Source organism: Streptomyces sp. NPDC055025 (assembly GCF_053608565.1).
In genome coordinates this window covers 97,120-121,633 of the sequence record NZ_JBSGVS010000020.1, presented here as the reverse complement: position 1 = coordinate 121,633, position 24,514 = coordinate 97,120, and the positions used below count along the sequence as shown (strand labels likewise).

Genomic DNA, 24,514 nt, shown 5'->3' with positions numbered 1-24,514 from the left:
TGCGGATCAGTGGGAGGGGCGGCCCGGGGGAAGGGGTCCCCGGGGGGCTGAGTTGGGGGTGCTGGTTTCCTTCCCGGCCTGCGGCCCGGTGGGCCCTGCGGGGCTGCGCGGCAGTGGAATGGGGCGGCCCGGCACCGGCTCGGCGGCTTTCTGTTCGTTGCTTGTTGGGGTTCAGTCCCGTGTCTGGGGTGGGTGGCTGGTGGGGTGGGTGTGGCTGCGGCGGGTGCGAGTGGGCCAGTTCGGGGTCTGTTTGTGGTCTGGGACCCGCCTAACGCACCTGAGGACACACGACCGCCTCATAGGACCCCCCAACAACCTTCCAAATATGGGCATATGGGGCATCGGTGGGGCTAGTCAGGCCTCTTTCCCCGGGAATGGCGCGGCGATGGGTCCGGCTGCGTCCTTCGGACGTCTCTTGCGTCCTAGTGACACGGGAAGCGTCCTCACAGGTCCCCGACCGGCAAAAAGGACAGGCATACGGGCCCGTCCGGCCCGTCGAGGGCGCCAGCTCGTCCGCCTGGCGCTTGGGGTGCCACGTCACCACGGATCTCAGACACGGGACTGAACCCCAGCGAGCAGCGGACGGTCAGTCGCTGAGCCGGTGTCGGCACCGCCCCACTCCACTGCCGCGCAGCCCCGCAGGGCCCACCGGGCCGCAGGCCGGGAAAGAAACCGGCACCCTCATCTGAGCCCCCCCGGGGACCCCTTCCCCCGGGCCGCCCCTCCCGCCTGTCCGCACTTGCGATGGAGGGACGGGAGTCAAGGGTGGAGCGCAGCGAAATCGGCTTGCCGACGCGACGAAGGAGCGCCCTTGACGCCCGGCCCGCAATCGCGAAACTCAAACCCAGAGGGGCGGCCCCCACGTGGCACGGAACCTACCGGCCCACCCCGACTACCCCTCGGCCCTCACCCGCAGCCAGAACAGTCACAGCAGCCACCGGTCGGGGCCCCAAGGCCGCCCACCTCCCCCCGTCCCCCGCTTGTCGAGCTGCCTCCGCTGGGCGCTGGCCGCTGGCCGCGCCTTGCAGGGCCTCCCGTACATACGAGAGGGCGCTGGCCGCCTGCCCCTTGTCCGGGCTGCTGAGCAGTGCCGACAGATGCACCAGCGTCACCACGGGCCGCCGCGGGCCGTCACGGTGGATCTTGTCTGCCGCTTCGTTCTGCCGGGCGATCGTCGCGAGGGTCTTCTTGAGACGCTCGTCCATGGCACCGAAGGCGTAGCCGTGCGCGGCGACGCACTCGCCGGTCGCGTCTGCCGCTCCAGGGTGTCCGCGTCCGGATGGGACCGGCCGAGACCGCAGTGCCGCTCCTGCCAACGCTGTTCGGCGTTGTACGCATAGGCCCCCGCCATGCACACGACACCACGCAGGAGATCCGACTTCAGCAATCCACGTCCATCACCTGCCAGCGCTGCCAGGATCTACCGCAACGCAAGTTCGCCGACACAGCCGGAATCGAGCGCATGAGTACGACGATCATCACGGAACATCCTGGATGGCACGAGACAGACAGGGGCGAGGCACTGCGCGTCGTCGAACACCAAGGGGCCGTCTGGCTCGCTCATTGGCGCGACGGCAAACTGATCATCCACTCCGTCGGCGACGCTCCCGGGTCCGCTCACGCCGACCCGCCGCCCGTCGCGCACACATCGCCCGATGACCTTCCACGCGGCCTCGAAGCGGCACCACTTGTCGGTCGACTGGCCTCTCTGGGCACCGTCGCCCGGCTCACCAATCCATCCCTGTGGGACGCGATCACCACCGCCCTGCTGCGCCAAGTCGTAAGGGCGGGACAGGCGAAAAAGGTGTACCGCGACTACTGCGCCGCTTATGGTCGTACAATCGAGACTTTTGCTGGTTCGTCCGCCCTGGTCCCCGACGCCGACACCGTCCTCTCTCTCACCGACAAGCAATTCACCGCTGTGGGCGCCGCCTTCAACAGAACGGCCCTGCGTGCCGCGGCAGAGGCCTACCTCGGCAACGGCGAGCGCTGGCGCACCCTTGAGGCCGACCGTCTGACAAAAGACCTCATCGAGGTCCCCCGTATCGGTCCGTGGACCGCCGCAGCGGCATCCGCGGACTACACGGGTGACTTCTCCGTGTATCCGCATGGCGACCTCGCCGTGCGCACCTGGGCGCGCAAGGCAGCTCCCGCATTCCTCGAACTGCCGCCCACAGAACGGGAGTTCGAGGGCGTGTGGCATCGCTGGGCGCCCGACTCCCATGTACTCCACGCCCTGACGCTGTTCACTCTTACCTGGGGGAGCCATGTCCGCGACGCTCAGCACGGAGGAAGACACCGCACCTGACCGGATCGCCAGTACCGACTCAACACCCGACCTGATCGCCGGTGGCGACTCGACCCGCCCCCTGGACGCCCTGTTCGTCAACGCCCCGTTACGCGACTACGGCGTACGGCCCAGGGTGAACGACTACACCCTGCCCGTACTCGGCATGGCCTACATCGCGACCTACGCCCAGGAAATCGGCGGATTCAATGTCGGGGTGCTGGACGCCGAGGCGCACGGTCTCGGCATCGCCGGAACCATCGCGCTCATCAACACCGCCCGCCCCCGCTGGGTGGGCATGAATCTCCTCGCGCCCACCTACGAGATGTCGGCACGGATCGCCGCCGGCCTCCGCCCCGACATCGCGGTCATGGTCGGAGGACACCACGCGCGGGCCATGCCCGAGCGCATCCTCGCCGACCCTCGTATGGCGAACCTGCGTGCCCTCGTCATCGGGGAAGGCGAACCCCGTGTCGCCGCCCTGCTCGGCGACCACCGGCGGCGCGCGGACCTGCCCGGCGTCATGTGGCGCGACAGGCTGCTCGGCCGGAACAACGTCGGCCTCGCGCGCGCTGGTGACACCTCGCGGTGGCTCTCACCCGGCATCGACACCTTGCCGATGGTGAACCGCGTCTTCCTGCCACAGGACCCCTACGTGGCCGACGACGGCCGGACGGAAGCGAACATCGTCGGCAGCAGGGGATGTCCGTACGACTGCGGTTTCTGCGGCGCCGCCGTCTCCGCGAACCCCGACGTGAAGATCCGTGCCCGTGCCCCCGAGAACATCATCGCCGAGTTGGAAGTACTCCACGACGCCCACGGAGCAACGGCTTTCCGCTTTGTCGACGATCTGTTCCTCGGCGCCGCCAATGTGATCCGACCGCAGATGGAAGCCTTCACCCGTCACCGTATCGGCGACCGATTCGTGTGGGACGCGACGGGCCGCATCAACGTCCTGCACCGCGCCGACAAGGACATGCTCGACACCCTCGCCCGCAACGGGCTGCGCGAGGTGGCCCTCGGTATCGAGTCAGGCAGTGACCGCGTCCTCGCCGACATGGACAAGCGCATCACCGCCCGTATGACCGAGAGCGTCACCCGGCGGCTGCTGGAGCGCGGTATCGGCGTCAAGGGGTACTTCATCCTCGGATATCCCGGCGAGCGGCACGACGACCTTCAGGCGACCGTTCGCCATATCCACAACCTGTGGAATCTGGCCGACCGCCACGGCGGCACCTTCCGTGCCTCGGTGTTCGAGTTCCGCCCCTACCCCGGCACTCCGGTCTGGAAGACGCTCATTGAGGCCGGCCACAGTCCCGAGAGGCTGCTCGCGTACTCCGACGTCGACCTCACTCAGGACGGCGCCGACGAATCCATGCGCGCCCGTGACGAGTTCAACTTCTCCGTCGGCATCCAGTTCGGCGACGTACGCCTCCCCGAGGTGCGCGCCGCTCTCGCCGCGCTGACTCGTGAACAGCACGCCCGCAACCGCGCGACAGGAACGGCCGCATGACCGGGCGCCGGGGGCTGTTCATCACGCTCGACGGTCCCGGTGCCGTCGGGAAGACCACTGCCCTCGCTGAACTCGGCAGCCTGCTGCGCCGAGGTGGCGACACCGTCCACACCACAGCCGAGCCCTCGACGAGCGACCTGGGAAAGTTCGTCCGCGCCAACGCCGACCACATTCATGGCCGTGCCCTCGCCTGCCTCGTGGCGGCCAATCGGTACGAGCACATAGAAGTCGAGCTGGAGCCGCGTCTTGAGGCCGGTGAGACCGTCGTCTGTGACCGATACCTCGCGTCCACCCTTGTACTGCAACAACTCGACGACGTCCCGGTGCCGTTCCTGCTCGCGCTCAACGCCGACATCCTGCTTCCCGATCTCGCGGTCATCCTCACCGCCGGTCCGGCCGTCGTCGCCGAACGGCTCGCCCGTCGCGGCGCCCGCCATCGGTACCATCTCGATCCCGCCTTCCCCGCGCGCGAGGTCGCCCTGTACGCCGAAGCGGCGCGAACGCTCATGACGATGGGTGTGCGCGTGCTGCCGCTGGACACCACCACCGTCACTCCGACGGATGTAGCGCGCCGAATCGCCGACGTCGTCCCCTCCCTCACCGGTAGCGTCGGCAGCCACACCAGACCCGACAACCACCGGTGAATCCATGAACGTACAGCCCGTGCCCGCGGTACCCGTGATCGATACGCATGTCTTCCTGCGCGACGGGGACAAGCTCCTGCTCTCGCAGCGCGGTGGGGCGTACGGGTACGGGCGGTGGCACGCGCCGTCGGGGAAGCTCGACCGGGGGGAGACGCTGAGGAGCGGGGCCGCGCGGGAGCTGTACGAGGAGACCGGTGTGCGGGTCGATCCCGGGCGGCTGCGGCTCGTACACACCGTGCATCATCGGCAGTCGCCGGAGATCGAGCGGATCGGGTTCTTCTTCGAGGCCACCGAGTGGGAGGGCGAGCCCGAGAACCGGGAGCCCGGGAAGTGTCTCGATCTGCGGTGGTTCTCGGTGCATGAGCTGCCGGAGGACATCATCGAGTACCCCGCCGCCGGCCTGTACGGCTATCTCGACGGCGGACGTGTGCTCACCGAGCACGGTTTCTCCGCCGGGCGCGGCGGGCCCGGTGGGCACAGCGGGCACAGCGGGCGCGGTCCGCTCGACGGCGTCCGGCCGTGCGCCTCGCCGCCTACCGTCGACTGACGCCCGATGGGCGATATGTTCACATATGGCTGCCGGGCGGAGGCCGGACGTACAGTCGATTTATGACAGTCCACGTCACCATGCTTCCGGCAGCGATCCCGCCGGGCCTCGAATCGTCCAATCGCGTCGTCTCCTACGAGGACCGGGACGCGGTGCACTACCGATATCTTCTGCACGACAGCGGGGCCCTGGTCGTCAGGCGTACGAAACATGACGAGGAAACCGTCACGGAGGTCGTCTACGGGCCTTCGGCCTGGGAAGGCGTGCAGGGGGACGGGTCGATTCAGCCACATATGTGAACGGCGGACGCGCTCCCGCCGCGATCCGTCGCGCCCGCGTCGTCAGCCCACGCCGCGCTGCGCCTCGTACAGGTTCCGCGGTCTGATGTCCTCGGGACGGCCGTACGCCTCCAGCCTCGCGTGCAGCTCGCCCGTGAAGTCCGGTACGTCGATCTGGTCGAACTCGCGGACCTCGCTGATCCCCGCCGTCACGCTGTACGGCGCGATCTCGTCGATCTTGATCAGGCCCGCGCGCTCATTGGTGACGGTGACGTTCCAGTGCGTGAACCGCGCCCCGTACAGCGGTCCCGCGATCGCGTCGCCGCCGTGCCGGCCGTCGTTGGTGACCGTGATCTCCGTCCGCACGTTGGCGAACGGCATCCCCCGGTGCGTGTCGAACGTCCCCATCTCCATCAGCCCGCGCGACCAGACGTTGTAGCTGGACAGACCCTCGACATTGATGCCGTGGAGCTGGGTGCCCGCCGGCGCCGGGACCGTACGGCGCTCGATCACGAAGTCCTCGATCAGATTGTCGTGCGAGCCCTCGCGGCAGTAGTACGGATGGTGCGCGCCACGACCCGCGACCCGCGTACGGCTCAGGGTGCAGGCGGACGCGGCGATCAGCCCGAAGCCGTTGTCGACATGGCGTACGACGACATCGTCGGCCCAGCAGTCGTACGCGCACTGGAACGCGACCCCGTTGTACCCCTTGTCCAGCAGATGCGGGGACTGCGGCGTCTCGACCGCCTCCAGCGTCAGCCCCTCCACACCCGAACCGGTCAGCGGCGTGACGAGCGTGGTGAACCGCGGGTCCCACTCCGGGCGTACGTCCAGCGGGAGCGGACGCTCCAGGGTGACCTTCCCGCCCTTCCCTCCCCTCCCTCCCTGTACGGCCGTGACGCGTACCGGCCACTCGTACGGGACGTACGACGTCAGCTTGGTCATTGCGTCCCAGTCGTACGCCTCGGCGCCGGGGCCGCCGCCCGCCATGTGCTCCAGGAGGGTGTGGTCCGTGTCGTCGACGAGCCTGAGGAGGACGAGCTGTCCGCGCTTCAGCTTCGAGGCGTCCTGTACGGTCACGCTCCGGTCGCCGCGCCGGGCGCGGCCGACGCCGGTGAGAGTGCGCCACTCGTCGCGCTTGTTCCCCGTCCAGCCCTCGAAGGGCCAGGCGCGCTCCTTGATGGCGGTGGTGAGGGTGTCCCAACGCCCCTGCGGGCAGAGCCAGATGAGCCCGCCGGCCCAGGACCAGCTCGACTTGTCGCCGCCGTAGCGGCTGCCGTAGGGACCGATCAGCTCGGTGAGGTTCTTGGTCGCGTAGAGCTTGGTACGGCCGCTGCCCGCGCCCCGCAGGACGACATCGCTGTGGCCGATCCGGATCACGTCGTCGATCCGGTAGCTGCCGGGCGGGATGGTGACCGTACCCCCGCCGCGTTCTCCGGCAGCGGCGAGGGCACGGTTGATCGCGGGGGCGTCGTCCACGGAACCGTCGCCCTTGGCTCCGTACGCGCGGACATCGGCCACGACGCGGTGCCGGGGGAAGCGGTCGGCGCCGGCGCGCTGCCCGGCCTTCCCGACGTACGGGATCTGCGGGTGGGTGTACGGCGACTCGGCGAACTCCCGCCAGAGCGCGGAGGTGCGGGGCGGGCGGGATGTCCCGGACGGGCCGGGGGCGGCGGGCGCGGCGGGCGCATTGGGCGCGCCGGGCACGGTGGACGCCGCGGTCGCCGTCGGTGCTCCGGTGGTCATCGCTCCGGCGGCGGCCACGGCGACGGCGCCGCCCAGCAGGGTTCGCCTCCCGACCCGGCCCCGCCCCTGTTGCTCCTGTCCGTACCCCATAACGCTCCTCCATATATATGAACGACGTTCAGGTGTGCGTCTGCGGTGAGCATGCCATGGCGTACGAGCACCAGGGAAGAGGTGTGCCATGACTCAGGGGAACGCCGGGACACCCGGACAGAGGCCGGGTCGACGTCAGGTCGCCGTCAGGCCGCCGTCAGACGGACGTCAGGCCGACGGGCCCCGGGTCAGATGGGCGAACGCGTCGAGATTCCGGGTGGACTCGCCCCGGGACACCCGCCAGGCGTACTCCTTGCGGATCGCGCTCGCGAACCCCAGCTCCAGCAGGGTGTTGAAGGCACCGTCCGCCGCTTCGAGCACCGAGCCCAGAAGCCGGTCGATCCCGTCCTCGGTGACGGCGGCCAGCGGGAGTTTGCCGGTCAGATAGATGTCGCCGAGGCGGTCGACCGCGTAACTCACCCCGTACAGCTTGAGGTTGCGCTCCAGCAGCCAGCGGTGGACGCCTTCGGCGTTCTCGTCGGGGCGCCGGATCACAAAGGCGTTGAGGGAGAGCGCGTGGTGGCCGACCAGGAGGGAGCAGGTGGTGGAGAGCTTGCGGGTGCCGGGGAGGGTGACGACGTACGAGCCGCGCGCCGGGCTCTCCCACTCCAGCTCGGCGGAGGCCAGGGTCTGTTCGACGACACGGTTCGCGAGCGCGGCCTGATCGGCCCGCTGTCCGGTCCGTTCCTCGGCCCGCTGCCCGGCCCGTTCGCCAGCCCGTTCCCCGGTCCGCTGTACGTCAGCCATGGTGCGAGCGTACGCGACGCCGATGATCGTGCAGGGCGGCCAGATACACGTCCGCCGTCGCCGACGCTGCCGTGTCCCAGCCGAAGGACTCGGCATGGCGCGAGGCCGCCGCGCCCATCCGGTCGACCAGCTCCGGGTGGTCGACGAACTCCCGCAGCACCCGCGCGTACTCCGCCGGGTCATGGCCGGGGACCAGGAAACCGGTCTCCCCGTGCCGTACCGCCACCGGCAGCCCGCCGACCGCCGCCGCCACCACCGGGGTGCCCGCCGCCTGGGCCTCTATGGCGACCAGGCCGAAGGATTCGCTGTACGAGGGCATGACCAGCACGCTCGCCGCCCGGAACCAGTCCGCCAGCCGGTCCTGCCCGACCGGCGGCCGGAACCGCACCACATCCGCTATCCCCAGCCGCGCGGCGAGCTTCTGGAGCCCCTCCGGCTTGGCCAGCCCCGTACCGCTCGGACCGCCGACGACCGGTACGACCAGCCTCCCGCGCAGCGAGGGAAGCTGGTCCAGGAGCACGGCCACGGCCCGCAGCAGCACATCCGGGGCCTTCAGCGGCTGGATTCGGCCGGCGAAGAGCGGAATGAACGCGTCCTGCGGCAGCCCCAGCCGGGCGCGCGCGGCGGCGCGGCCGTCAGCGGGACAGAAACAGTCCAGGTTCACCCCGGGGTGGACGACGGCCGCCTTCGCGGGTTCCGCGTCGTAGAAACGGACGAGTTCACCGGCCTCCTCCGCCGTATTGGCGATCAGCCGGTCGGCGGCGCGCACGATCTGCGTCTCGCCGATGACCCGGGCCGCGGGTTCGGGCCTGTCGCCCTCCGCGAGCGAGGCGTTCTTGACCTTCGCCATGGTGTGCATGGCGTGTACGAGAGGGACGCCCCAGCGGTCGGAGGCGAGCCAGCCGACATGGCCGGAGAGCCAGTAGTGGGAGTGGACGAGGTCGTAGTAGCCGGGGCGGTGGCCGGCCCAGGCCTGCATCACACCGTGGGTGAAGGCGCAGAGCTGGGCGGGCAGCTCCTCCTTGGCCAGGCCCTCGTACGGGCCGGCGTCGACATGCCGTACGAGCACACCGGGAGCCAGTTCCACGGCGGGATCCAGACCGCCGGCCGTGGCACGGGTGAAAATCTCCACCTCGATGTCGATGGCGGCCAGGCGCTTCGCCAGCTCGACGATATAGACGTTCATACCGCCCGCGTCGCCCGTGCCCGGCTGGTGCAGCGGGGAGGTGTGGACGCTGAGCATGGCGATCCGACGGGGCCGGCGGTGCTGGCCGGGGAGCCGGAGGCGGGGCGGTCGAGCCGGTCCTGTGAACGTGCCGGCGATACGGGACACGTACTGACTCACGTCTACGGCCTCTCGCTCGGGGAGCCGCTCGGGGGCACGGCAAAGGGGAGGGGGTGCGCGTCCCTCCGAAGGCCTTCAACAGCGGAATGGGCTCTCGCATTTCCGCCATCATTTCCACTTTGCCAAATCATTACGGCGAACGGCTCAACCATCGAGGGGTCGACGGGGTGCCGGGCCGGGCGGCCGAGGCGTTCCGCCCCGCTGTCGCGGTAGGTCCCGCCGTCGCCGCACGTCCTGCCGTCGCTGTGGGTCCTGCCGTCGCCGTGGGTCCTGCCGTACGGCGTGTCGTTACCCTCGTCCCCATGGTGCCCCCGGTCCCTCCGTCCCGCTCGTCGCGCCCGTCCGGGCCGTCCCGCTCGTCGCGCCCGTCCCACCCGTCACGCCCGGTGGGCACCGTGCGTCCAGTGGGCACCGTGACGCGCGGCACCACGCACCAGAACCGGCTGCGCCGTATGGACCGCTGGATCACCGCCGTACACGGACCCGCGCTGCGCCGCTCGCCCGGCGCGCCCGTCGTGGTGGATCTGGGGTACGGAGCCGCCCCCTGGACCGCGGTCGAACTGCTGCGGCGGCTGCGTACGGCCGATCCCCGTACCGAGGTCGTCGGGATCGAGATCGAGCCGGCCCGGGTCGCCGCCGCCCTCCCGTACGAGCGCGACGGCCTCCGCTTCCTCCACGGCGGCTTCGAGCTGCCGCTGGACGGCGGCGCACGGCCCCTGCTCGTACGGGCGGCCAATGTGCTGCGGCAGTACGAGGAGGGCGAGGTCGCCGCGGTCTGGGCGCGGCTGTGCGCGCGTCTCGCGCCGGGCGGGCTGCTGGTGGAGGGGACGTGTGACGAGATCGGCCGACGGCACGTCTGGGTGGCGCTCGGGCCCGAGGGGCCGCGGACGGTCACCTTCGCGACCCGGCTCGGCTCGCTCGACCGGCCGTCCGATCTGGCGGAACGGCTGCCCAAGGCGCTGATCCACCGCAATGTGCCGGGCGAGCCGGTCCACGCGTTCCTGCGCGACTTCGACCGGGCGTGGGCGGCGGCGGCTCCGTACGCGTCGCTCGGCGCGCGGCAGCGATGGGTCAGGGCCGTACGCGAACTGGCGGCGGACTGGCCGCTCGCGGACGACGCGCGCCGGTGGCGGCAGGGCGAGGTGACGGTGGAGTGGACGGCGCTGGCACCTCGGTCCGCTTCCGGTTCCGGTTCCGCTTCCGGTTCCGCTTCTGGCTCCGGTTCTGGCTCCGGTTCCGCTTCCGGGGCCGCGCCCGCGCCCGTGCCCGCGCCTCGTTCCGGTGGCGCGGCCGGGGATCCTAACGGCGGCGCGGGCAACCGGATGTGACCACGGGAACACCATTGGGTGCCCGTTCGTCCACAGTGGGGTGAATGAGTCCTGTGAGGTGCGGGACCCCTCTGTCCCTTTCCCGGAGGACATGACACGATCGCGACGGCGACAGCACTTGCTGACGGTAAGTCGGATAGGCGACGAAAGCGCGTTTTGGGCTTGTTTGGCCAACTGGGTGGACCGGATTGGCTCGGAGGGGGACCTTGTGAACCGACGACGCAGTGCCGCTGCCGCGATCACCGTGGCGTGCGCCCTGGCCGTCCTGGCGTCACCGGATCTGCTGAACCGCGCGTACGCCGCACCGATGCCACCCCCCGCACCGGTCGTCCCCATCGCCGCGCCCGCGGCTCTCAACGCCCCGTCCCCGCCGGCCGTTCCCCCGCCGCCGGTCGAACTCCCGCCGGGGGTCACATCGGTCACCGGGGACGCGGTCACCCGGGACGGGAAGTCCCTCGACGACGTACGCCAAGAGATCGACCGCCTCTACCAGAAGGCCGCGTCCGCGACCGACGCGTACAACCTCGCCGACGAGCAGACCAAGAAGCAGTCCGCCGAGGTCGTCTCGCTGGCGGAGGACCTGGTCCAGGGCCAGTTGCGGCTCGACGCGCTCAAGGACCGGGCGGGCGCCGCGGCCCGCGCGCAGTACCGCGGCGGAGGGCTGCCGCCCGAGGCGCGGCTCATCCTCACCGACGATCCGCAGCTCTTCCTCGACGGCGTCGGACGAATACAGCAGGGCCAGAAGGCCACCAGGGACCTCATCGCCGAACTCACCAGGGCGCAGGAGGACTTGAAGACCTACACCGTGGACGCGAGCACCCACTGGGGGCAGCTCGAAAGCAACCGCGTCAAGAAGGAAAAGGCGAAGAAGGAGATCACCAAGCAGATCTCCGCCGCCAAGAAGCTTGAAGCGAGCCTGGAGAAGGAAGAGCGGGCACGGCTGGCGCGGCTGGAGAGCGACGCCGCGTTCCGGGCCCAGTCCGCCTGGCTGGGCTCGGGCGCGATCACGGAGATCAACCGCCAGGCGAGCGCGGCGGGCAAGAAGGCGATCGCCTTCGCGACGGCGCAGCTCGGCAAGCCGTACGTCTGGGGCGCGGAGGGGCCGTCCTCGTACGACTGCTCCGGGCTGACCTCACAGGCGTGGGCGGCGGCCGGTCGGCCCATCCCGCGTACCTCGCAGGAGCAGTGGCGGCTGCTGCCGAGGATCCCGGTGCAGGACATGCGGCCCGGCGATCTGATCATCTACCACCAGGACGCCAGTCATGTGGGGATGTACATCGGCGACGGCGCGATCGTGCACGCGCCGAGGCCGGGGCGGAATGTGACGCTGGCGGGCGCGGGCTCGATGCAGATTCTCGGAGTCGTACGCCCGGACAAGTAGGGCCATAAGCCCGGACAAGTAGGCTCGTACGCCCGGACAAGTGGGGCGATTGCCCCCAATGGGCCGCGTGCGGAACCCATATGTACGTGGGACCCCGTTGAGACCCGTACGGGGTTCCGCGCCGGAATCGCACGGCACTCGCACACGTCGTCCGTCCGAGGTCTCGTACGTGTGACATGCGCGCGGCCTTCCGTTGCCTCCCCCGCGCCGCCCGTCGTCTCGCCGCGCCCGCCGCCGATCTCGTACGACCGGCCCCGTACGGTCGGCCCCGTACGACCGGCCGCGCGCATGCGGTCCGACGCGTGATCCACGTGCGCTTCACTGGTGCTTCATGGGCGCTTGACGGGTGTTCCATGGGTGTTCCACGGGTCTGCCTCGGATGCTCCCCGTGTGACGTGGAGCATGTCCAAAGGGGCGACGGCCAGGCCATACGTGATGTATGTCATGGCCACCGATGCCCGAATCGCGCCGGATGCGGTGTGGCGGGCGGCATATGACGGTGGCTCTTCATCCTTATGCCATTCCACTGGAGCGTGCGCTAACGCTATGGTCCCCGTCTGGTGGAACGTCGATCGTCGTGCCACCCGCGCCCTCGGGGGGAGGGAAGGAAACCCAGACCGATGTCGGCACCCGTACCCGTACCGCAACAGCGCACAGGTTCGACCGTGGAGACGCAGCCCGCCGCCGAGACCACCGGCACCCCCGGTACTTCCTGGACCACCGGAAACTCCGGGACCGCCGGGTCCTTCGGAAACTCCGGGCCCTCCGGGACCACCGGGAACTCCGGGTCCTCCGGGACCACCGGGGGCGGCGATCTCACGCTGCTGGTGATCGACGACGACCCGGCGGGCACGTTCACCGCTCCGGAGCTGCCGGAAGGGGCCGGCACCCGCGTCCGTATCCGTACGGCCCGTAATCTCACCGAGGCCGAGCGGCTGCTCACGGACGACATCGACTGCATCCTGGTGGACCTCGCGCTCCCCGGCTCCGGCGACAGCGACGATCTGGCCCCGCTCAAGCACGTACTGCGCCTGGCGCCCCGCCATGCCGTACTCGCGCTGGCGGCGGAGGGCGATGTCGAGCGCGCGGCCGGGGCCGTACGGGTCGGCGCCCAGGACTATCTCTTCCGCGGCGAACTGGACGGGCGGCTGCTGAGCCGCGCCATCCGGTACGCCGTCGAGCGCAAGCGGGCGGACATCGCGCAGCGCCAGCTCACCGAGTCCCGGCTGCGCGCGCAGGAGAACGCCCGGCTGGAGCGGGGTCTGCTGCCCACTCCCCTGCTCCAGGGCTCGGATCTGACCTTCGCCGCCCACTACCGGCCCGGCAGATCGCGGGCCCTGCTGGGCGGGGACTTCTACGACACGGTCCGTACGCCGGACGGCACGGTCCATGTGATGATCGGCGACGTCTGCGGCCATGGGCCCGACGAGGCGGCGCTCGGTGTGGAGCTGCGGATCGCCTGGCGCGCGCTGACGCTGGCGGGTCTCTGCGGCGACCGGCTGCTCTCCACGCTCCAGCAGGTGCTGGAGCACGAGCGGGAGAGCGAGGAGATCTTCGCGACGCTCTGCACGGTCGACATCACGCCGGACGGGCGGCGGGCCGGGCTCTGTCTGGCCGGTCATCCCTCACCGCTGATCACCCGGAACGGGCGGGCGACGCAGTTGCTCCCGTACGAGGAGGGCGGCCCGGCGCTGGGGCTGCTGCCACGGGCGCGCTGGCCACGGCGGCAGGTGGAGCTGGGCGCGTCGTGGGGTCTGATGCTGTACACGGACGGCCTGATCGAGGGCCGGGCGGCGCCGGGCGCCACGCGGCGTCTCGGCCAGGAGGGCATGGTCGAGATGATCAACGCGCAGCTCGCAGGCGGACTGACCGGCGACGACCTGCTGCAATCGGCGGTCGCTCAGGCGCGGGAGCTGAACGGCGGGGAACTGACCGACGATGTGGCGGTGCTGCTACTGGGCCGCGAAGGCACGTGACGCCGGGGTTTGTCCGTCCCAGGGGTACGTCCTGTCCCAGGAGTCCGTCTGGTCCCGGGGGTCTGTCCGGTCCCGGGGGCCTGTCCGGTCCGTCCCCGCGGCTTCAGCGCCCGCCGTTGTACGGACCGTAGGGGCCGTCGCTGCTGGAACCGCCGCCACGGCGTCCGCCGCCGCCGGAGATCTGGTGGATGGCGGGCCGTACGTCGACCATGAAGACGATGGTGGCGACAAGCCCGGCGATCTGGAGGAACAGCATCGGCACGACGAGGTTCACGGCGACCGTGATCCCCAGGATGATGAGCCAGAACTTCTTGGTCTGCTTGTCAGCGGCCCGATAGGCGTCCTCACGGGCCGTCGCGGAGAGGAACAGCGCGACGACGGCGAGGGCGAGCATCGCCAGATTGAGCAGCCAGAGGAATGTGCCGAAACCCGAGAGCAGCATGCTGACACCGCCTGCCTGGTAGATGGATGACCCGGTGGGACAACCCGGTGAATGGGTGAAACACCTCGCGGCCCGTACGCCAAGGTACCCGGACAACGGGCCGGACACCCGTGAGGTGCCCGGCCCGTTACGCTTCGCCTACGCTTCCCCGCCGACGCCGCTGCCGGCCCGCCCCGATCGGGCTGCCACCCGGCCCACTCGGCGGACGGGCTCACAGGCTCAGCCGTCGGCGGACAGGCTTACTTGGCGGACGGCGGAGTGCCCTTCTTGGCCGCCGGCGTCGTCTTACGAGGGGCCGTCTTCTTGGCATTGGCCGTGACCGGCTTGGCGACGGTGGTCCTCGCCGCGGCCGGCTTGGGCGCGGCCTTCGGCTCGCTCTTCGGCGCGGGCCTGGGCACGGCCTTCGTCTGCGTCCTGGGCTGGTGCGTCCTGGGCTCGCTCTTCGGCTCGGGCTCGACGGCGACGGCGATCTCGGTGATCTGCTCGGCGCCCTCGCCGCGCCAGGTCCGTACGGTCTGCTCGCCGCGCTCGGCGACCTTCTCGTACGTCTCCCGCGCCCTGACGGCGTACTCGGCGGCCATGCCCAGACTCCGCAGCGCCAGGTCCTGCGCGTTCTCGCCCAGCTTCTTCAGATCGGTGTCCAGCGACCCGAACACCTCGGTGACCTTGGCCTGCACGGTCGCCTGGGCCTCCTTGGCCTGGATGGTGACCTTGTCCTGCACGGCCTTGGGGTCGGAGTTACGTACGGCCTCCAGCCGCCCCGGAGCCTCGGCCCGGAACTGCTCGATCAGGCCCGGCACCTTCTTGGCCTGCTCCACGGCGATGTCGGCGGTGCCGGCCGCGAAGTAGAGGGGCGTCGGGTCGGTGAGGGTCTTGCGCAGGTCATCCACGATGGCCATGACTGGTGTCCTCCCGGATCAGTTCAGTGTGAGGGTTTTGCGGGTGGAGTGGCAGCACTGCCGCCGGCCGCGGGGCCGTCGGCGACGGTGTCCTCGAAGCCCCCGGCAGCGGCGGCACCCGCACCGGCCGTCCGCACCGCGGTCCCGGTACCGTCCGTGCTCTCCGTACCGGCCGTGCTCTCCGCACTCTCCGTGTCGAGCGCGTTCTCCTTGCGGAACGACTCGTAGATCTGGAGCAGCACCTGCTTCTGCCGCTCGTTTATCGAGGGGTCGGCGAGGATGACGGCACGCGTCTCCAACTCGTCCCGCCCCCGCTCGTCCAACATCCCGGCCTGCACATACAGCGTCTCGGCGGAGATCCGCAGCGCCTTCGCGAGCTGCTGCAGAATGTCCGCGCTCGGCTTGCGCAGCCCGCGCTCGATCTGGCTCAGATACGGATTGGACACGCCGGCCGCATCGGCGAGCTGCCGCAACGACAACTGCGCACTGCGCCGTTGCTCACGCAGATACTCACCGAGATTGCCGACGTTGAGTGATGCCATGCCTCCATACTGCGCCGCCCTGCTAACTATTGCAAGCGCGTGCTTGCAATAGTGTTCCACGCAACTGCTCCGGCCCTCTGTGACTCGTCACGCTAAGTGTCCGTTCCCAGCGAAGGTGACGAAGTCCCGGCGAACTTGCCACACGACTTGAAAAGTCCCAGCCGATCTGCACGGCCAGCAGTCGGCACAGAGCCCATGACCTTGATGAGGCGGCCGCCGTAGGAGGACCCAGCACCCTGGGCGCGCGAACCACGCTCTCTCGCGCGCTGATCATCTACCGGCGGAGGGCGGGACCCCATGACCAGTTTCCGAAGCGAGATCCGCGAAGGCGACATCCGCCGCCCGGAAGAGAAGGTCACTTCGAATAACTACAGGGCATACCTCAGTAGTGGGGCCCAACGGCGGCGGCAAGACGACCATCCTTGGGGCTGCTGGAATCGCCTATAAAGACATTGCGCCGGGGGGTCCGCGATCAACCGAGGCGGTCGGTCCATGAGCCTTGATCATTCCGCTGACGGCGCCAGTGGGATGCGGCAGGATGCGGACGCATGACTCTCTCCTCCCGCATTGCCATGCCGGGCCAAGTCCGGTCCGTGGCCGCACAGGATGCGTCCGGTCCGCTGTATGTGACCAGCTACGGGGCAAGCCCGCTGGAGACGGTCGTGACGATGATGGACTCCGGAGGCTCGGCGGCTTGGCAGCGCACGTACGCCGGGACGGGGCGACCGCAGTCCCGCCTGTCAGCAGACGGCACGCTTTGGATCGCGTACCCGCATCAGGGCGGCCGGACTTTGGAGGGCGTCCTCCCCGACGGATCCACACGCCGAACTGTCGTCCCGGAGCGCGAGGCCGGCGAGGAGCTCAGCGCGTTCGTCCTGCTCGAAGACGGGTTCTGCGTCGCCTGGGCCGGCGCGTCCCGCATTCTGCGGATGTCGCAGGACGAACAACCCGCCGTCACCCGGCCTCGCGTTGCGCGATATACGTGGGAGGGAAACGGCGTGTGGTCGACGCCGATCGTGCTCGGTGCCGTATCTCATCCGGGTGTAGTGGGAATGGGTGTGGATACCGGAAGGGAGGCGCGTCCTCTTCGGCCTTGGGTGCCGGAAGAGGTAGATGTCGATCATTGGGAGCCGCTGCTGGTCTCGGCCGACAGGGTCGCGGCCAGTTTCACCGACGCTCGGGGAGGGCTCGGGAGGACCTTCTTTCTTGACCTGGCCAGTGGCGCGATCGTCTCGGCTACCGCGCCTGCCCCCTCGGGCCGGAAGGCGATAGCTGGTCCGGGCGAGTTCTTGATCGGGTCCCAGGGATACGGGGAATTCACCACGGGCCACTACGGTCGCGATGGCAGTACGACAGCCCGGTGGGCCAGTCATGGCGCGATGCTCATTGACAGTCGGGGCACCATCTGCGGCCCCGAGCTGGAGAATCAACTGCCCTCCACGTCGCTGTTCCGGCGGCTGGCGCCGGACAACACGCTCGTGGACGGGCCTCCGCTGACGGGCTACTACACGTCCTATCCCGCGATAGACCGCGAGGGCACCACCGTGTTCTGGCGTGACGGCAAACTCCTCGCCGTCGACGCGGACCTGGATTCGCACGAGTTGTTCGCGATGGATGACAGCCGGAACATCATGGGCCGCACCCTGCTTTTGGGCGACGGCCGCGTCGTCGTGTCATTGGACAGCGAAGTTCTCGCCTTCCACAGCCCACTGGGGCCCTTGGCCGAGGGCCCCTGGCCGTGCGGGGACGCGAATCTCCTGGGCAACCCAGTGCTGGGCTGACGCTCCCAGGGCACGGTCGCTCGACCGGGGGATTCAGTGCCGTTCGTTCTGCTCAGTCCCAAAAGATCCGCGCAGTTGGCATACATGGGGCTGCGTGAGCTGGAGAGGACGGCGCCGTCGCAGGTAGACGGCTTCGAGGTGAGCTGGCGGGATGACCGGGGCGAGTACCGGCGGCCGCTGGTCGAGGCCGTGTCCGTGGCCTTCGAGACAGGGCCTCGACCAGCGGCCGGTGCGAGGCTTTCCGTCGTACCGGGGGCAGCGGCATTTTCCAGGGTTGTACTGGTCGTCGACTGGTCGCTCGAGCTGCCTTGCTCGGTGATCCGATCGCAGTGTTGCCAACGGTGTTTCATCTGCTCTGGCTGGGGCGGCTGACAGCGGATCTGTCTCGGCCTCTTTCGGATCGCGTGCTGGGGGTGGTGGTCAGCCGCCGGCAGGCCATCCGCGAGGGTTGGCTGCACCGGGTCGCCGTGACGGTGTGCCGTGATGAGCGTGGGCGGATCCTGGTTCACCGGCGGTCGGAGCAGCTGTCGCGCTTTCCCGGGCGCTACGAGGTCGTGGTCGGCGGCGCCGTGGATGTCGGCGAGTCCTATGAACAGGCCGCCGCGCGGGAGCTGGCCGAAGAGCTGCCCCCGCCGGGCGGTGGAGTCCTCCCATGGGTTGTCGTTCTGCCCGCTTCCGTATGCGCCGAGCCCGGCCATGTCCCAAAAAGAGACGGTCGGCGTACCTTCCACCCGCTTCTCCTCATCCCCGGTCGGCATTGACAACCGCCCTCGCACCCCTCCATCATCATTCCACTAATCAAGTAGTGGAATGGTGGTGGTGATCGTGGAGTACCGCATCGACAGGCGGAGCGGGGTCCCCGCCTTCCAGCAGATCGTGCAGCAGACCAAGCAGGCCCTCCGGCTGGGCGTACTCGTGCCGGGTGACCGGCTGCCCACCGCCAAGGAGGTCGCCGAGACCAGCACGGTCAACCCGAACACCACGCTCAAGGCGTACCGCGAGCTGGAGCGCGAGGGCCTGGTCGAACCGCGACCGGGCCAGGGCACCTTCGTACGCCGCACGCTGGGCCGCCCCGAGACGGGCGCCGACTCGCCGCTGTACGCGGAGCTGGTGGCGTGGATGTCGAAGGCGGCCGGGGCGGGTCTGGAGCAGGAGGACGTGGCCGCGCTGGTCGCGTCGGCGATGGAGAAGCAGTACGCCGCCGGGAACGTGGCGGCAACGGGGTCCACGGCAACGGGGTCCGCGACAACGGGGTCCACGGGGGCCACGACAACCAGGAGCACAGGTGAGTGAAGGTATGTACGCGGGGGAAGCGGCGATCGAGGCGTACGGGCTGGGGATGCGCTACCGGCGGGGCTGGGCGTTGCGGGACTGCTCCTTCCGGCTCCCGGCGGGACGGATCTGCGGCCTGGTGGGACCCAACGGGGCGGGCAAGACCACGCTGCTGAGCATCGCGGCCCATGTCCTGGAGCCGACGAACGGCTCGATCAGCCTGTTCGGTGAGGCTCCGGGCTCGGTGGAGTCCGGTCGGCGCACAGCGTTCCTCGCCCAGGAGAAGCCCCTGTTCCGCCGCTTCACCGTGGCGGAGACCCTGCGTCTGGGCCGGGAGCTGAACCCCGGCTGGGACCAGCGCGCCGCCGAGGACATCATCCGCGCGGGCAACGTGCCCTTCGACGCGAAGATCAGCAGCCTCTCCGGAGGCCAGCGCACCCGCGTCGCCCTCGCCCTCGCCTTCGGAAAGCGCCCCGACCTGCTGATGCTCGACGAGCCGATGTCGGACCTCGACCCGGTCGTGCGCCACGAGATCATGGGCACCCTCCTCGCCGAGGCCGCCGAGCGCGGAACCACCGTGCTGATGTCCACCCACGTCCTCGCCGAACTGGAGGACGTGTGCGACTACCTCGTCGTCGTCTCCGGCGGCGGAGTGCGCCTCGCCGGTGACGTGGACGAGCTGATGTCCGTGCACACCCTGGTCACGGGCGCCACGGAGGGGGACGGCATGCCTCCCGCCCTCGCCCTCGGGCACCACACCCTCGTCGAGTCCCGGACCAGCGGACGGCAGTTCACCGCGCTCATCCGCCCCGAGGGCCCGGTCACCGGCCCCTGGAACGTGAACGCCCCGAACATGGAGGAACTCCTGCTCGCCTATCTCCGCTCACCCGACGCACCACCGCTGATCACCCCCACCGCCCAGGTCCACGGCCGGGGGTTCGGCACCGGGGCGGTGGCGGCATGAGCGCCTTCACTCGCAGCTCGACCAGCACGTCGACCGGCTCCACGAGCGACGCCACGACCGGCTCCACGAGCGACGCCAACAACGGGACCATGAACGGGACCGCCGACGGGACCATGAACGCGACCACCACGGAGGCCAACCGGCGCCCCCGACTCAGCGGTATGACCTGGCTGGTCTGGCGCCAGCACCGGGCCGCGTTCTGGACGATCCTCGCCGCCACCGCGCTCACCGTGGCCTGGATCGTCTACCAGCGCGGCCAGCTGGTCGACTTCCTCAACGGCTACGGCTATCCCGGCAGGAGCCTCGACGAGGCGGGCGGCACGTTCCCGCAGTACGGTGACGCGTTCTCCTTCGTCTCCATAGGCCTCCAGGCGATACCCATCCTGCTCGGTGTCTTCCTCGGCGCCCCGCTCATCGCGGGCGACCTGGAGAACGGCACCGCCAAGCTGGTCGCCGCCCAGTCCGGGAGCCGGACCCGCTGGCTCACCACGAAGCTCGCGCTGGCCGGACTGGTGGTAGTGGTGAGCACCGGCGTGCTGTCGGCGGTGTTCGGCTGGTGGTGGAACCCCGTCAAGTCCGAGGCCCTGGCCATGGAGTGGACCTCGGGCGAGGCGTTCAACACGACGGGCCCGGTGCTTGTCGCCCTCACCCTCCTCTCCGTCTTCGGCGGGGTGGCGCTGGGTGTGGTGCTGCGGCGCACGCTGACGGCCATGGTGGTCACCTTCGGTTTCGCCGTCGCCGTCCAGCTCGTCTGGAGCTACTTCCTGCTGTCGCTCGGCAACGTCGTCACGGTCACGACGAACAAGGGTGTGATGGGCGAGAGCGGGCCCCCGCCGCTGCCCCACGGCGCCTACGAAGTCGACCAGTCGTTCGTCACCGGCACCGGGGATCTGCTGGGCTGGGGCACCTGTTCGGGGGCGCAGACCGACGCGGCACGGCAGGTGTGCCTGGACAAGGCCGATGTCGTGGGCTGGTCGACGCAGTACCTCCCGCTGTCGCAGATGAACGCCATGCAGTGGTTCGGGGCGTCGATCCTGTTCGCCCTGACCGCCGGTGTCGTGGCGTTCCTCTTCTTCTGGGGTCGTAAGCGGCTCGTCTGAGTCCGTACGCCCCGCGCCCCTTCGCGAAGGGGCGCCTCTTTCCCCTCTGTTTCTTCGTCCCGTCCGCCGGGCTGCTCTGCCATGCCCGGAGGTCCAGAGGAAAGGCATGCCTTGAATCACCGCAAGAGGCGAGCGAGTGAGGCTTCCGCTCTCGCCGTGCTCGTCGCCGCCGCCCTCACCTCGGCCCTGCTCGTTGCCCCGGAATCCGGGGCCGCGCAGTTCGACAGCGGTACGGCGGGTACGGCCCGCGCCCTCGGCAAGGCCAGGACAGTCACCCTCGTCACCGGTGACCGGGTCACACTGGACGCCACCGGACAGGTCACCGGTGTGCGGCCCGGCAAGGGCCGGGAAGGCACCACCTTCCGAATAGCGCGGAGCGCCGACCGCACCTACGTCGTCCCGCGTGACGCCGAGCGGCTCCTCTCGAACGGCACCGCCGACCGGCGGCTGTTCGACGTGACGCAGCTGGTCAAGTGGGGTTACGACGACGCGGCCCGCCCCGACCTCCCGCTGATCGTGACGTACGCCAAGGGCCGCACCCTCGCGCCGAGCGCGCTGTCCGCCACCGGAGCCCGGGTCGGCCGGGGCCTGCCCAGCGTCAACGGGGACGCGCTGAAGGCCCGTAAGTCCGAGGGCTCCGGCCTGTGGGAGACGCTCACCGGCAGCGGGGGGACGGCGCGGGAGAGGTCGGCCGCCGCCGACCGGGTCGAGAAGATCTGGCTCGACGGGAAGGTCGAGGCGGCCCTCGACCGGAGCACCGCGCGGATCGGCGCCCCCGAGGCCTGGGCGGCGGGGTACGACGGCACGGGCGTCAAGGTCGCCGTGCTGGACACCGGAGTTGACGGCACGCACCCGGATCTGAAGGGCCGTATCGACGCGGCGAAGAACTTCTCCGCGGCGGCGGACACGGTCGACCGGGTGGGTCACGGCACGCATGTGGCGTCCACGGTCGCGGGGTCCGGCGCGCACTCCGGGGGCACGTACAAAGGGGTCGCGCCGGGCGCCCGGCTGATCAGCGCCAAGGTGCTCGACGACGGCGGCTCCGGCGAGGAGTCCGGGGTCATCGCCGGCGCGCAGTGGGCCGTCGCGCAGGGTGCCGAGGTGGTCAACCTCAGCCTGGGCGGCCCCGACAGCCCCGGTGACGACCCCGTCGAGCAGGCGGTGAACGAGCTGTCCGCCTCCTCGGGCGCCCTCTTCGTGATCGCCGCCGGCAACGAGGGCCCGAAGGCCGGAACCGTCGGATCGCCGGGCAGCGCCGCCGCCGCGCTCACCGTGGGCGCGGTGGACCGTGCCGACGCGATGGCCGAGTTCTCCAGCCGCGGCCCGGCAGCGGACGGTTCCCTCAAGCCCGACCTCACCGCCCCCGGCGTCGACATCGTCGCCGCGAAGGCCACCGAGGGCACGGAGGGCGACCCGGCCGCCGACGGCTACGTGTCGATGAGCGGTACGTCGATGGCGACCCCGCATGTCGCGGGCGCCGCCGCGATCCTCGCCCAGCGTCATCCCGACTGGACCGGTGAGCGACTCAAGGCCGCGCTCACCGCGTCGGCCGAGCCGACCGCCGGTGTCTCGGCGTTCGCGCAGGGCACGGGCCGTACGGACATCGTCCGCGCCCTCGGCCAGCAGCTCACCACCACCCCCGCCAGCCTCGGCTTCCCCACCCAGCAGTGGCCGCACACCGACGACAAGCCGGTCACCAGGACCGTCACCTACCGCAACGACGGCGACCGCCCCCGCACCCTCGACCTGGCCACCGAGGCGTACGGCGAGGACGGAAAGCCCGCCGCCGAGGGCATGTTCGAGGTCTCGCCGAAGCGGCTCACCGTCCCGGCGGGCGGCACCGCGACAGCCCAGGTCACCGCCGACAGCGGCGCGGGCACGGCCGACGGCGGCTTCGGCGGCTCGGTCACCGCGACGGACGGCGCCGGCATCACCGTACGGACCGGTGTCGGCGTACAGCGCGAAGCCGAGTCGTACGACCTGACCGTCAGGCATCTCGACCTCGGGGGGAAGCCCGCCGGGCGGTCCCAGACCGGGGTGCAGGGGCTGGACAACGAGATCTGGAACGACTACTCGGACGACACGGACGGCGAGTTCACCGTGCGGCTGCCCAGGGGCCGTTACAGCCTCGAAGGCCGTATCGAAACGGGCGCGACCCCGGACGCCGGGGACCTGGCCCTCCTCCTCAACCCCAAGTTCTCGCTGACCCGTGACACCACCCTCGTCATGGACGCCCGCAAGGCCGAACCGGTCCGGATCACCGTGCCGGACGCCAGGGCCAAGCACACCGACGCCACCTTCAACTACGGGTTCGACATCGACCGGAACCAGAGCGTCACCACATACGAGATGGGCAGCTTCGGCAAGCTGCGCGTCGGGCAGTTCGGCGCCCGGCTGCCCGCCCGCGAGGCGTTCGCGCAGTACAACGGCACCTGGACGCACGGGAGTACGAGCTACCGGCCGGCGATGAACCGTACCGGCGATCTGGCCGGCTTCACCGCGCACCTGAAGCGCTCGCAGTTCGCCAAGGTCACCATCCCCGTCGGTGAGCCCGCCAAGGACAAGAAGGGGTCGCTCGTCGCCGCGCCCCTCACGCCGGGGGGCGGATTCTGGGCCGACTTCAACCCGACCGAGTTCTCCCTGCCCGCCACCCTCACCGACTACGTTCTGCCGGGCGTGCGGTGGCAGTACTCCGTGTGGCAGACGGGTGGCACGGACGCGGACGGCGAAACCGTGCACGACGCCGGCCAGTGGACCGTGAACCCCCGGGCGTACAGGGCGGGCAAGCAGTACACCGAGCGCTTCAACACCGGCGTCTTCGGCCCGCGTCTCACGGGCCCGCTGACCGGCAACGAGGACCGTCCGGGCGCGGTCCGCGTCGGTGACACCCTCACGGCGTACCTTCCGCTCTTCTCCGACGGCGCCGGGCACGTGGGCGACTCCCGTTACAGCAAGGCCAGGAGCACCCTCTACGCGGGCGGCACGAAGATCTTCGCCGCGAACACGGACCTGGCCGGCGTCTCGTACGAACTCCCCGCCGCCAGGCGCACGTACCGCCTGACGACGGACGTCTCCCGCCCCGCCTCCCTCTCGTCGGTCTCCACCCGGGTCACCGCCGAGTGGACCTTCACCTCCGCGCATGTCACCGGTGCCGGGCAGCGGCTGCCGCTGTCGGTGGTCCGCTTCACGCCCCGGCTGTCCACGCAGAGCACGGCCAAGGCGGGCACGCGTTTCTCTGTCCCGTTCACGGTCGAGGGCGCGGCCACCGCGCGCACCGCCCGCACGTTGGCCTTCTCCGTCTCGTACGACGACGGCCGGACCTGGCACCCGGCGAAGGCGGTCGACGGCAAGCGCCTCGACCTGCGCCACCCGGCGAAAGCGGGCCCGGTCTCTCTGCGCGTGACGCTCACGGACACGGCCGGCAACACCCTGAAGCAGACGATCCACCGGGCCTACCGGGCCGTCAAGTAGGCGTCTGTACACGTGTGTTGACTGGGCGCCCGGGTCGGCTTCGGCCGGCTCGGGCGCTCTTGCCGCGAACGGGACCCACTGACCGTCGGAAAGTGGGAGGGCCAGGTCGGGACAGGCGGTTCACGGCGACTGTCGTGCTCAGGCTCACCTCCTGTGACTTC

General features: G+C 70.2%; 18 protein-coding genes and 2 pseudogenes. 14 read left to right on the top strand and 6 right to left on the bottom strand.

Annotation, left to right across the window (positions count from 1 at the left end):
* Window positions 1–1,279: 1,279 nt before the first annotated feature.
* From ACWGDX_RS15070 to ACWGDX_RS15050, 5 genes are all read left to right on the top strand, one after another.
* The gene (locus tag ACWGDX_RS15070; protein ID WP_453625669.1) at window positions 1,280–2,308 is read left to right on the top strand and encodes a hypothetical protein; all 1,029 of its coding nucleotides are present in this window, start codon (window positions 1,280–1,282) and stop codon (window positions 2,306–2,308) included.
* Window positions 2,268–3,800, top strand: a complete 1,533-nt coding sequence (locus ACWGDX_RS15065; RefSeq protein ID WP_453625668.1) for a B12-binding domain-containing radical SAM protein — start codon at window positions 2,268–2,270, stop codon at window positions 3,798–3,800. Before ACWGDX_RS15070 ends, ACWGDX_RS15065 begins: the two co-directional genes overlap by 41 nt.
* A complete protein-coding gene (gene tmk / locus ACWGDX_RS15060) occupies window positions 3,797–4,444 on the top strand; it encodes a dTMP kinase (RefSeq protein WP_453625666.1) in 648 nt (215 codons plus the stop codon). Before ACWGDX_RS15065 ends, tmk begins: the two co-directional genes overlap by 4 nt.
* A 4-nt stretch (window positions 4,445–4,448) precedes the next feature.
* The gene (locus ACWGDX_RS15055; RefSeq protein WP_453625664.1) at window positions 4,449–4,991 is read left to right on the top strand and encodes an NUDIX hydrolase; all 543 of its coding nucleotides are present in this window, start codon (window positions 4,449–4,451) and stop codon (window positions 4,989–4,991) included.
* A gap of 62 nt (window positions 4,992–5,053) precedes the next feature.
* A complete protein-coding gene (locus tag ACWGDX_RS15050) occupies window positions 5,054–5,290 on the top strand; it encodes a hypothetical protein (protein ID WP_453625662.1) in 237 nt (78 codons plus the stop codon).
* A gap of 42 nt (window positions 5,291–5,332) precedes the next feature.
* On the opposite strand, the gene ACWGDX_RS15045 is transcribed toward ACWGDX_RS15050, so the two are convergent.
* From ACWGDX_RS15045 to mshA, 3 genes are all read right to left on the bottom strand, one after another.
* Window positions 5,333–7,105: a glycosyl hydrolase family 28-related protein gene (locus ACWGDX_RS15045; RefSeq protein ID WP_453625660.1), complete on the bottom strand. Its 1,773-nt coding sequence runs from the start codon at window positions 7,103–7,105 to the stop codon at window positions 5,333–5,335.
* 168 nt (window positions 7,106–7,273) lie between these two features.
* Window positions 7,274–7,852, bottom strand: coding sequence for a YbjN domain-containing protein (locus ACWGDX_RS15040; protein ID WP_453625658.1), 579 nt, complete (start codon window positions 7,850–7,852; stop codon window positions 7,274–7,276).
* The gene (mshA, locus tag ACWGDX_RS15035) at window positions 7,845–9,197 is read right to left on the bottom strand and encodes a D-inositol-3-phosphate glycosyltransferase (protein ID WP_363080932.1); all 1,353 of its coding nucleotides are present in this window, start codon (window positions 9,195–9,197) and stop codon (window positions 7,845–7,847) included. The genes ACWGDX_RS15040 and mshA overlap by 8 nt, the downstream gene beginning before the upstream one ends.
* A 452-nt stretch (window positions 9,198–9,649) precedes the next feature.
* Here mshA and ACWGDX_RS15030 point away from each other — a divergent pair.
* The 3 genes and pseudogenes from ACWGDX_RS15030 to ACWGDX_RS15020 form a co-directional block, all read left to right on the top strand.
* A pseudogene (locus ACWGDX_RS15030) lies at window positions 9,650–10,369 on the top strand (class I SAM-dependent methyltransferase); the annotation flags it as partial.
* Window positions 10,370–10,733: 364 nt separating this feature from the next.
* The gene (locus ACWGDX_RS15025; protein WP_453625656.1) at window positions 10,734–11,906 is read left to right on the top strand and encodes a C40 family peptidase; all 1,173 of its coding nucleotides are present in this window, start codon (window positions 10,734–10,736) and stop codon (window positions 11,904–11,906) included.
* A gap of 620 nt (window positions 11,907–12,526) precedes the next feature.
* Window positions 12,527–13,882, top strand: a complete 1,356-nt coding sequence (locus tag ACWGDX_RS15020; protein WP_453625654.1) for a PP2C family protein-serine/threonine phosphatase — start codon at window positions 12,527–12,529, stop codon at window positions 13,880–13,882.
* Window positions 13,883–13,985: 103 nt separating this feature from the next.
* Here ACWGDX_RS15020 and ACWGDX_RS15015 read toward each other — a convergent pair whose 3' ends face one another.
* The 3 genes from ACWGDX_RS15015 to ACWGDX_RS15005 all read right to left on the bottom strand — a co-directional run bounded on the left by ACWGDX_RS15015 (window position 13,986) and on the right by ACWGDX_RS15005 (window position 15,765).
* Window positions 13,986–14,324, bottom strand: coding sequence for a DUF2516 family protein (locus ACWGDX_RS15015; RefSeq protein WP_363080935.1), 339 nt, complete (start codon window positions 14,322–14,324; stop codon window positions 13,986–13,988).
* Window positions 14,325–14,563: 239 nt separating this feature from the next.
* On the bottom strand, window positions 14,564–15,223 hold the full coding sequence (locus tag ACWGDX_RS15010) for a hypothetical protein (protein ID WP_453625652.1): 660 nt from the start codon (window positions 15,221–15,223) through the stop codon (window positions 14,564–14,566).
* 23 nt (window positions 15,224–15,246) lie between these two features.
* A complete protein-coding gene (locus tag ACWGDX_RS15005; RefSeq protein WP_453625651.1) occupies window positions 15,247–15,765 on the bottom strand; it encodes a helix-turn-helix domain-containing protein in 519 nt (172 codons plus the stop codon).
* A gap of 548 nt (window positions 15,766–16,313) precedes the next feature.
* Between ACWGDX_RS15005 and ACWGDX_RS15000 the strand changes: the two genes are divergently transcribed.
* From ACWGDX_RS15000 to ACWGDX_RS14975, 6 genes and pseudogenes are all read left to right on the top strand, one after another.
* Complete coding sequence (locus ACWGDX_RS15000) at window positions 16,314–17,546, top strand: hypothetical protein (protein WP_453625649.1); 1,233 nt, start codon at window positions 16,314–16,316, stop codon at window positions 17,544–17,546.
* A 368-nt stretch (window positions 17,547–17,914) separates the two neighbouring features.
* A pseudogene (locus ACWGDX_RS14995) lies at window positions 17,915–18,172 on the top strand (NUDIX domain-containing protein); the annotation flags it as partial.
* A gap of 184 nt (window positions 18,173–18,356) precedes the next feature.
* The gene (locus ACWGDX_RS14990; RefSeq protein WP_453625647.1) at window positions 18,357–18,839 is read left to right on the top strand and encodes a GntR family transcriptional regulator; all 483 of its coding nucleotides are present in this window, start codon (window positions 18,357–18,359) and stop codon (window positions 18,837–18,839) included.
* A 4-nt stretch (window positions 18,840–18,843) separates the two neighbouring features.
* The gene (locus ACWGDX_RS14985; RefSeq protein WP_453625696.1) at window positions 18,844–19,782 is read left to right on the top strand and encodes an ABC transporter ATP-binding protein; all 939 of its coding nucleotides are present in this window, start codon (window positions 18,844–18,846) and stop codon (window positions 19,780–19,782) included.
* Window positions 19,779–20,882: an ABC transporter permease gene (locus ACWGDX_RS14980; RefSeq protein WP_453625645.1), complete on the top strand. Its 1,104-nt coding sequence runs from the start codon at window positions 19,779–19,781 to the stop codon at window positions 20,880–20,882. The genes ACWGDX_RS14985 and ACWGDX_RS14980 overlap by 4 nt, the downstream gene beginning before the upstream one ends.
* A gap of 111 nt (window positions 20,883–20,993) precedes the next feature.
* Window positions 20,994–24,353 carry a S8 family peptidase gene (locus ACWGDX_RS14975; protein ID WP_453625643.1) on the top strand — a complete coding sequence of 1,120 codons (3,360 nt, stop codon included), beginning with the start codon at window positions 20,994–20,996 and terminating at the stop codon, window positions 24,351–24,353.
* Window positions 24,354–24,514 lie beyond the last annotated feature (161 nt).

Bases quoted from the DNA above. Each gene is read 5' to 3' on its own strand.
- ACWGDX_RS15070 (WP_453625669.1), top strand. From the start codon at position 1,280: ATGGGACCGGCCGAGACCGCAGTGCCGCTCCTGCCAACGCTGTTCGGC.
- ACWGDX_RS15065 (WP_453625668.1), top strand. From the start codon at position 2,268: ATGTCCGCGACGCTCAGCACGGAGGAAGACACCGCACCTGACCGGATC.
- tmk (WP_453625666.1), top strand. From the start codon at position 3,797: ATGACCGGGCGCCGGGGGCTGTTCATCACGCTCGACGGTCCCGGTGCC.
- ACWGDX_RS15055 (WP_453625664.1), top strand. From the start codon at position 4,449: ATGAACGTACAGCCCGTGCCCGCGGTACCCGTGATCGATACGCATGTC.
- ACWGDX_RS15050 (WP_453625662.1), top strand. From the start codon at position 5,054: ATGACAGTCCACGTCACCATGCTTCCGGCAGCGATCCCGCCGGGCCTC.
- ACWGDX_RS15045 (WP_453625660.1), bottom strand. From the start codon at position 7,105: ATGGGGTACGGACAGGAGCAACAGGGGCGGGGCCGGGTCGGGAGGCGA.
- ACWGDX_RS15040 (WP_453625658.1), bottom strand. From the start codon at position 7,852: ATGGCTGACGTACAGCGGACCGGGGAACGGGCTGGCGAACGGGCCGGG.
- ACWGDX_RS15020 (WP_453625654.1), top strand. From the start codon at position 12,527: ATGTCGGCACCCGTACCCGTACCGCAACAGCGCACAGGTTCGACCGTG.
- ACWGDX_RS15015 (WP_363080935.1), bottom strand. From the start codon at position 14,324: ATGCTGCTCTCGGGTTTCGGCACATTCCTCTGGCTGCTCAATCTGGCG.
- ACWGDX_RS15010 (WP_453625652.1), bottom strand. From the start codon at position 15,223: ATGGCCATCGTGGATGACCTGCGCAAGACCCTCACCGACCCGACGCCC.
- ACWGDX_RS15005 (WP_453625651.1), bottom strand. From the start codon at position 15,765: ATGGCATCACTCAACGTCGGCAATCTCGGTGAGTATCTGCGTGAGCAA.
- ACWGDX_RS15000 (WP_453625649.1), top strand. From the start codon at position 16,314: ATGACTCTCTCCTCCCGCATTGCCATGCCGGGCCAAGTCCGGTCCGTG.
- ACWGDX_RS14990 (WP_453625647.1), top strand. From the start codon at position 18,357: ATGGTGGTGGTGATCGTGGAGTACCGCATCGACAGGCGGAGCGGGGTC.
- ACWGDX_RS14985 (WP_453625696.1), top strand. From the start codon at position 18,844: ATGTACGCGGGGGAAGCGGCGATCGAGGCGTACGGGCTGGGGATGCGC.
- ACWGDX_RS14980 (WP_453625645.1), top strand. From the start codon at position 19,779: ATGAGCGCCTTCACTCGCAGCTCGACCAGCACGTCGACCGGCTCCACG.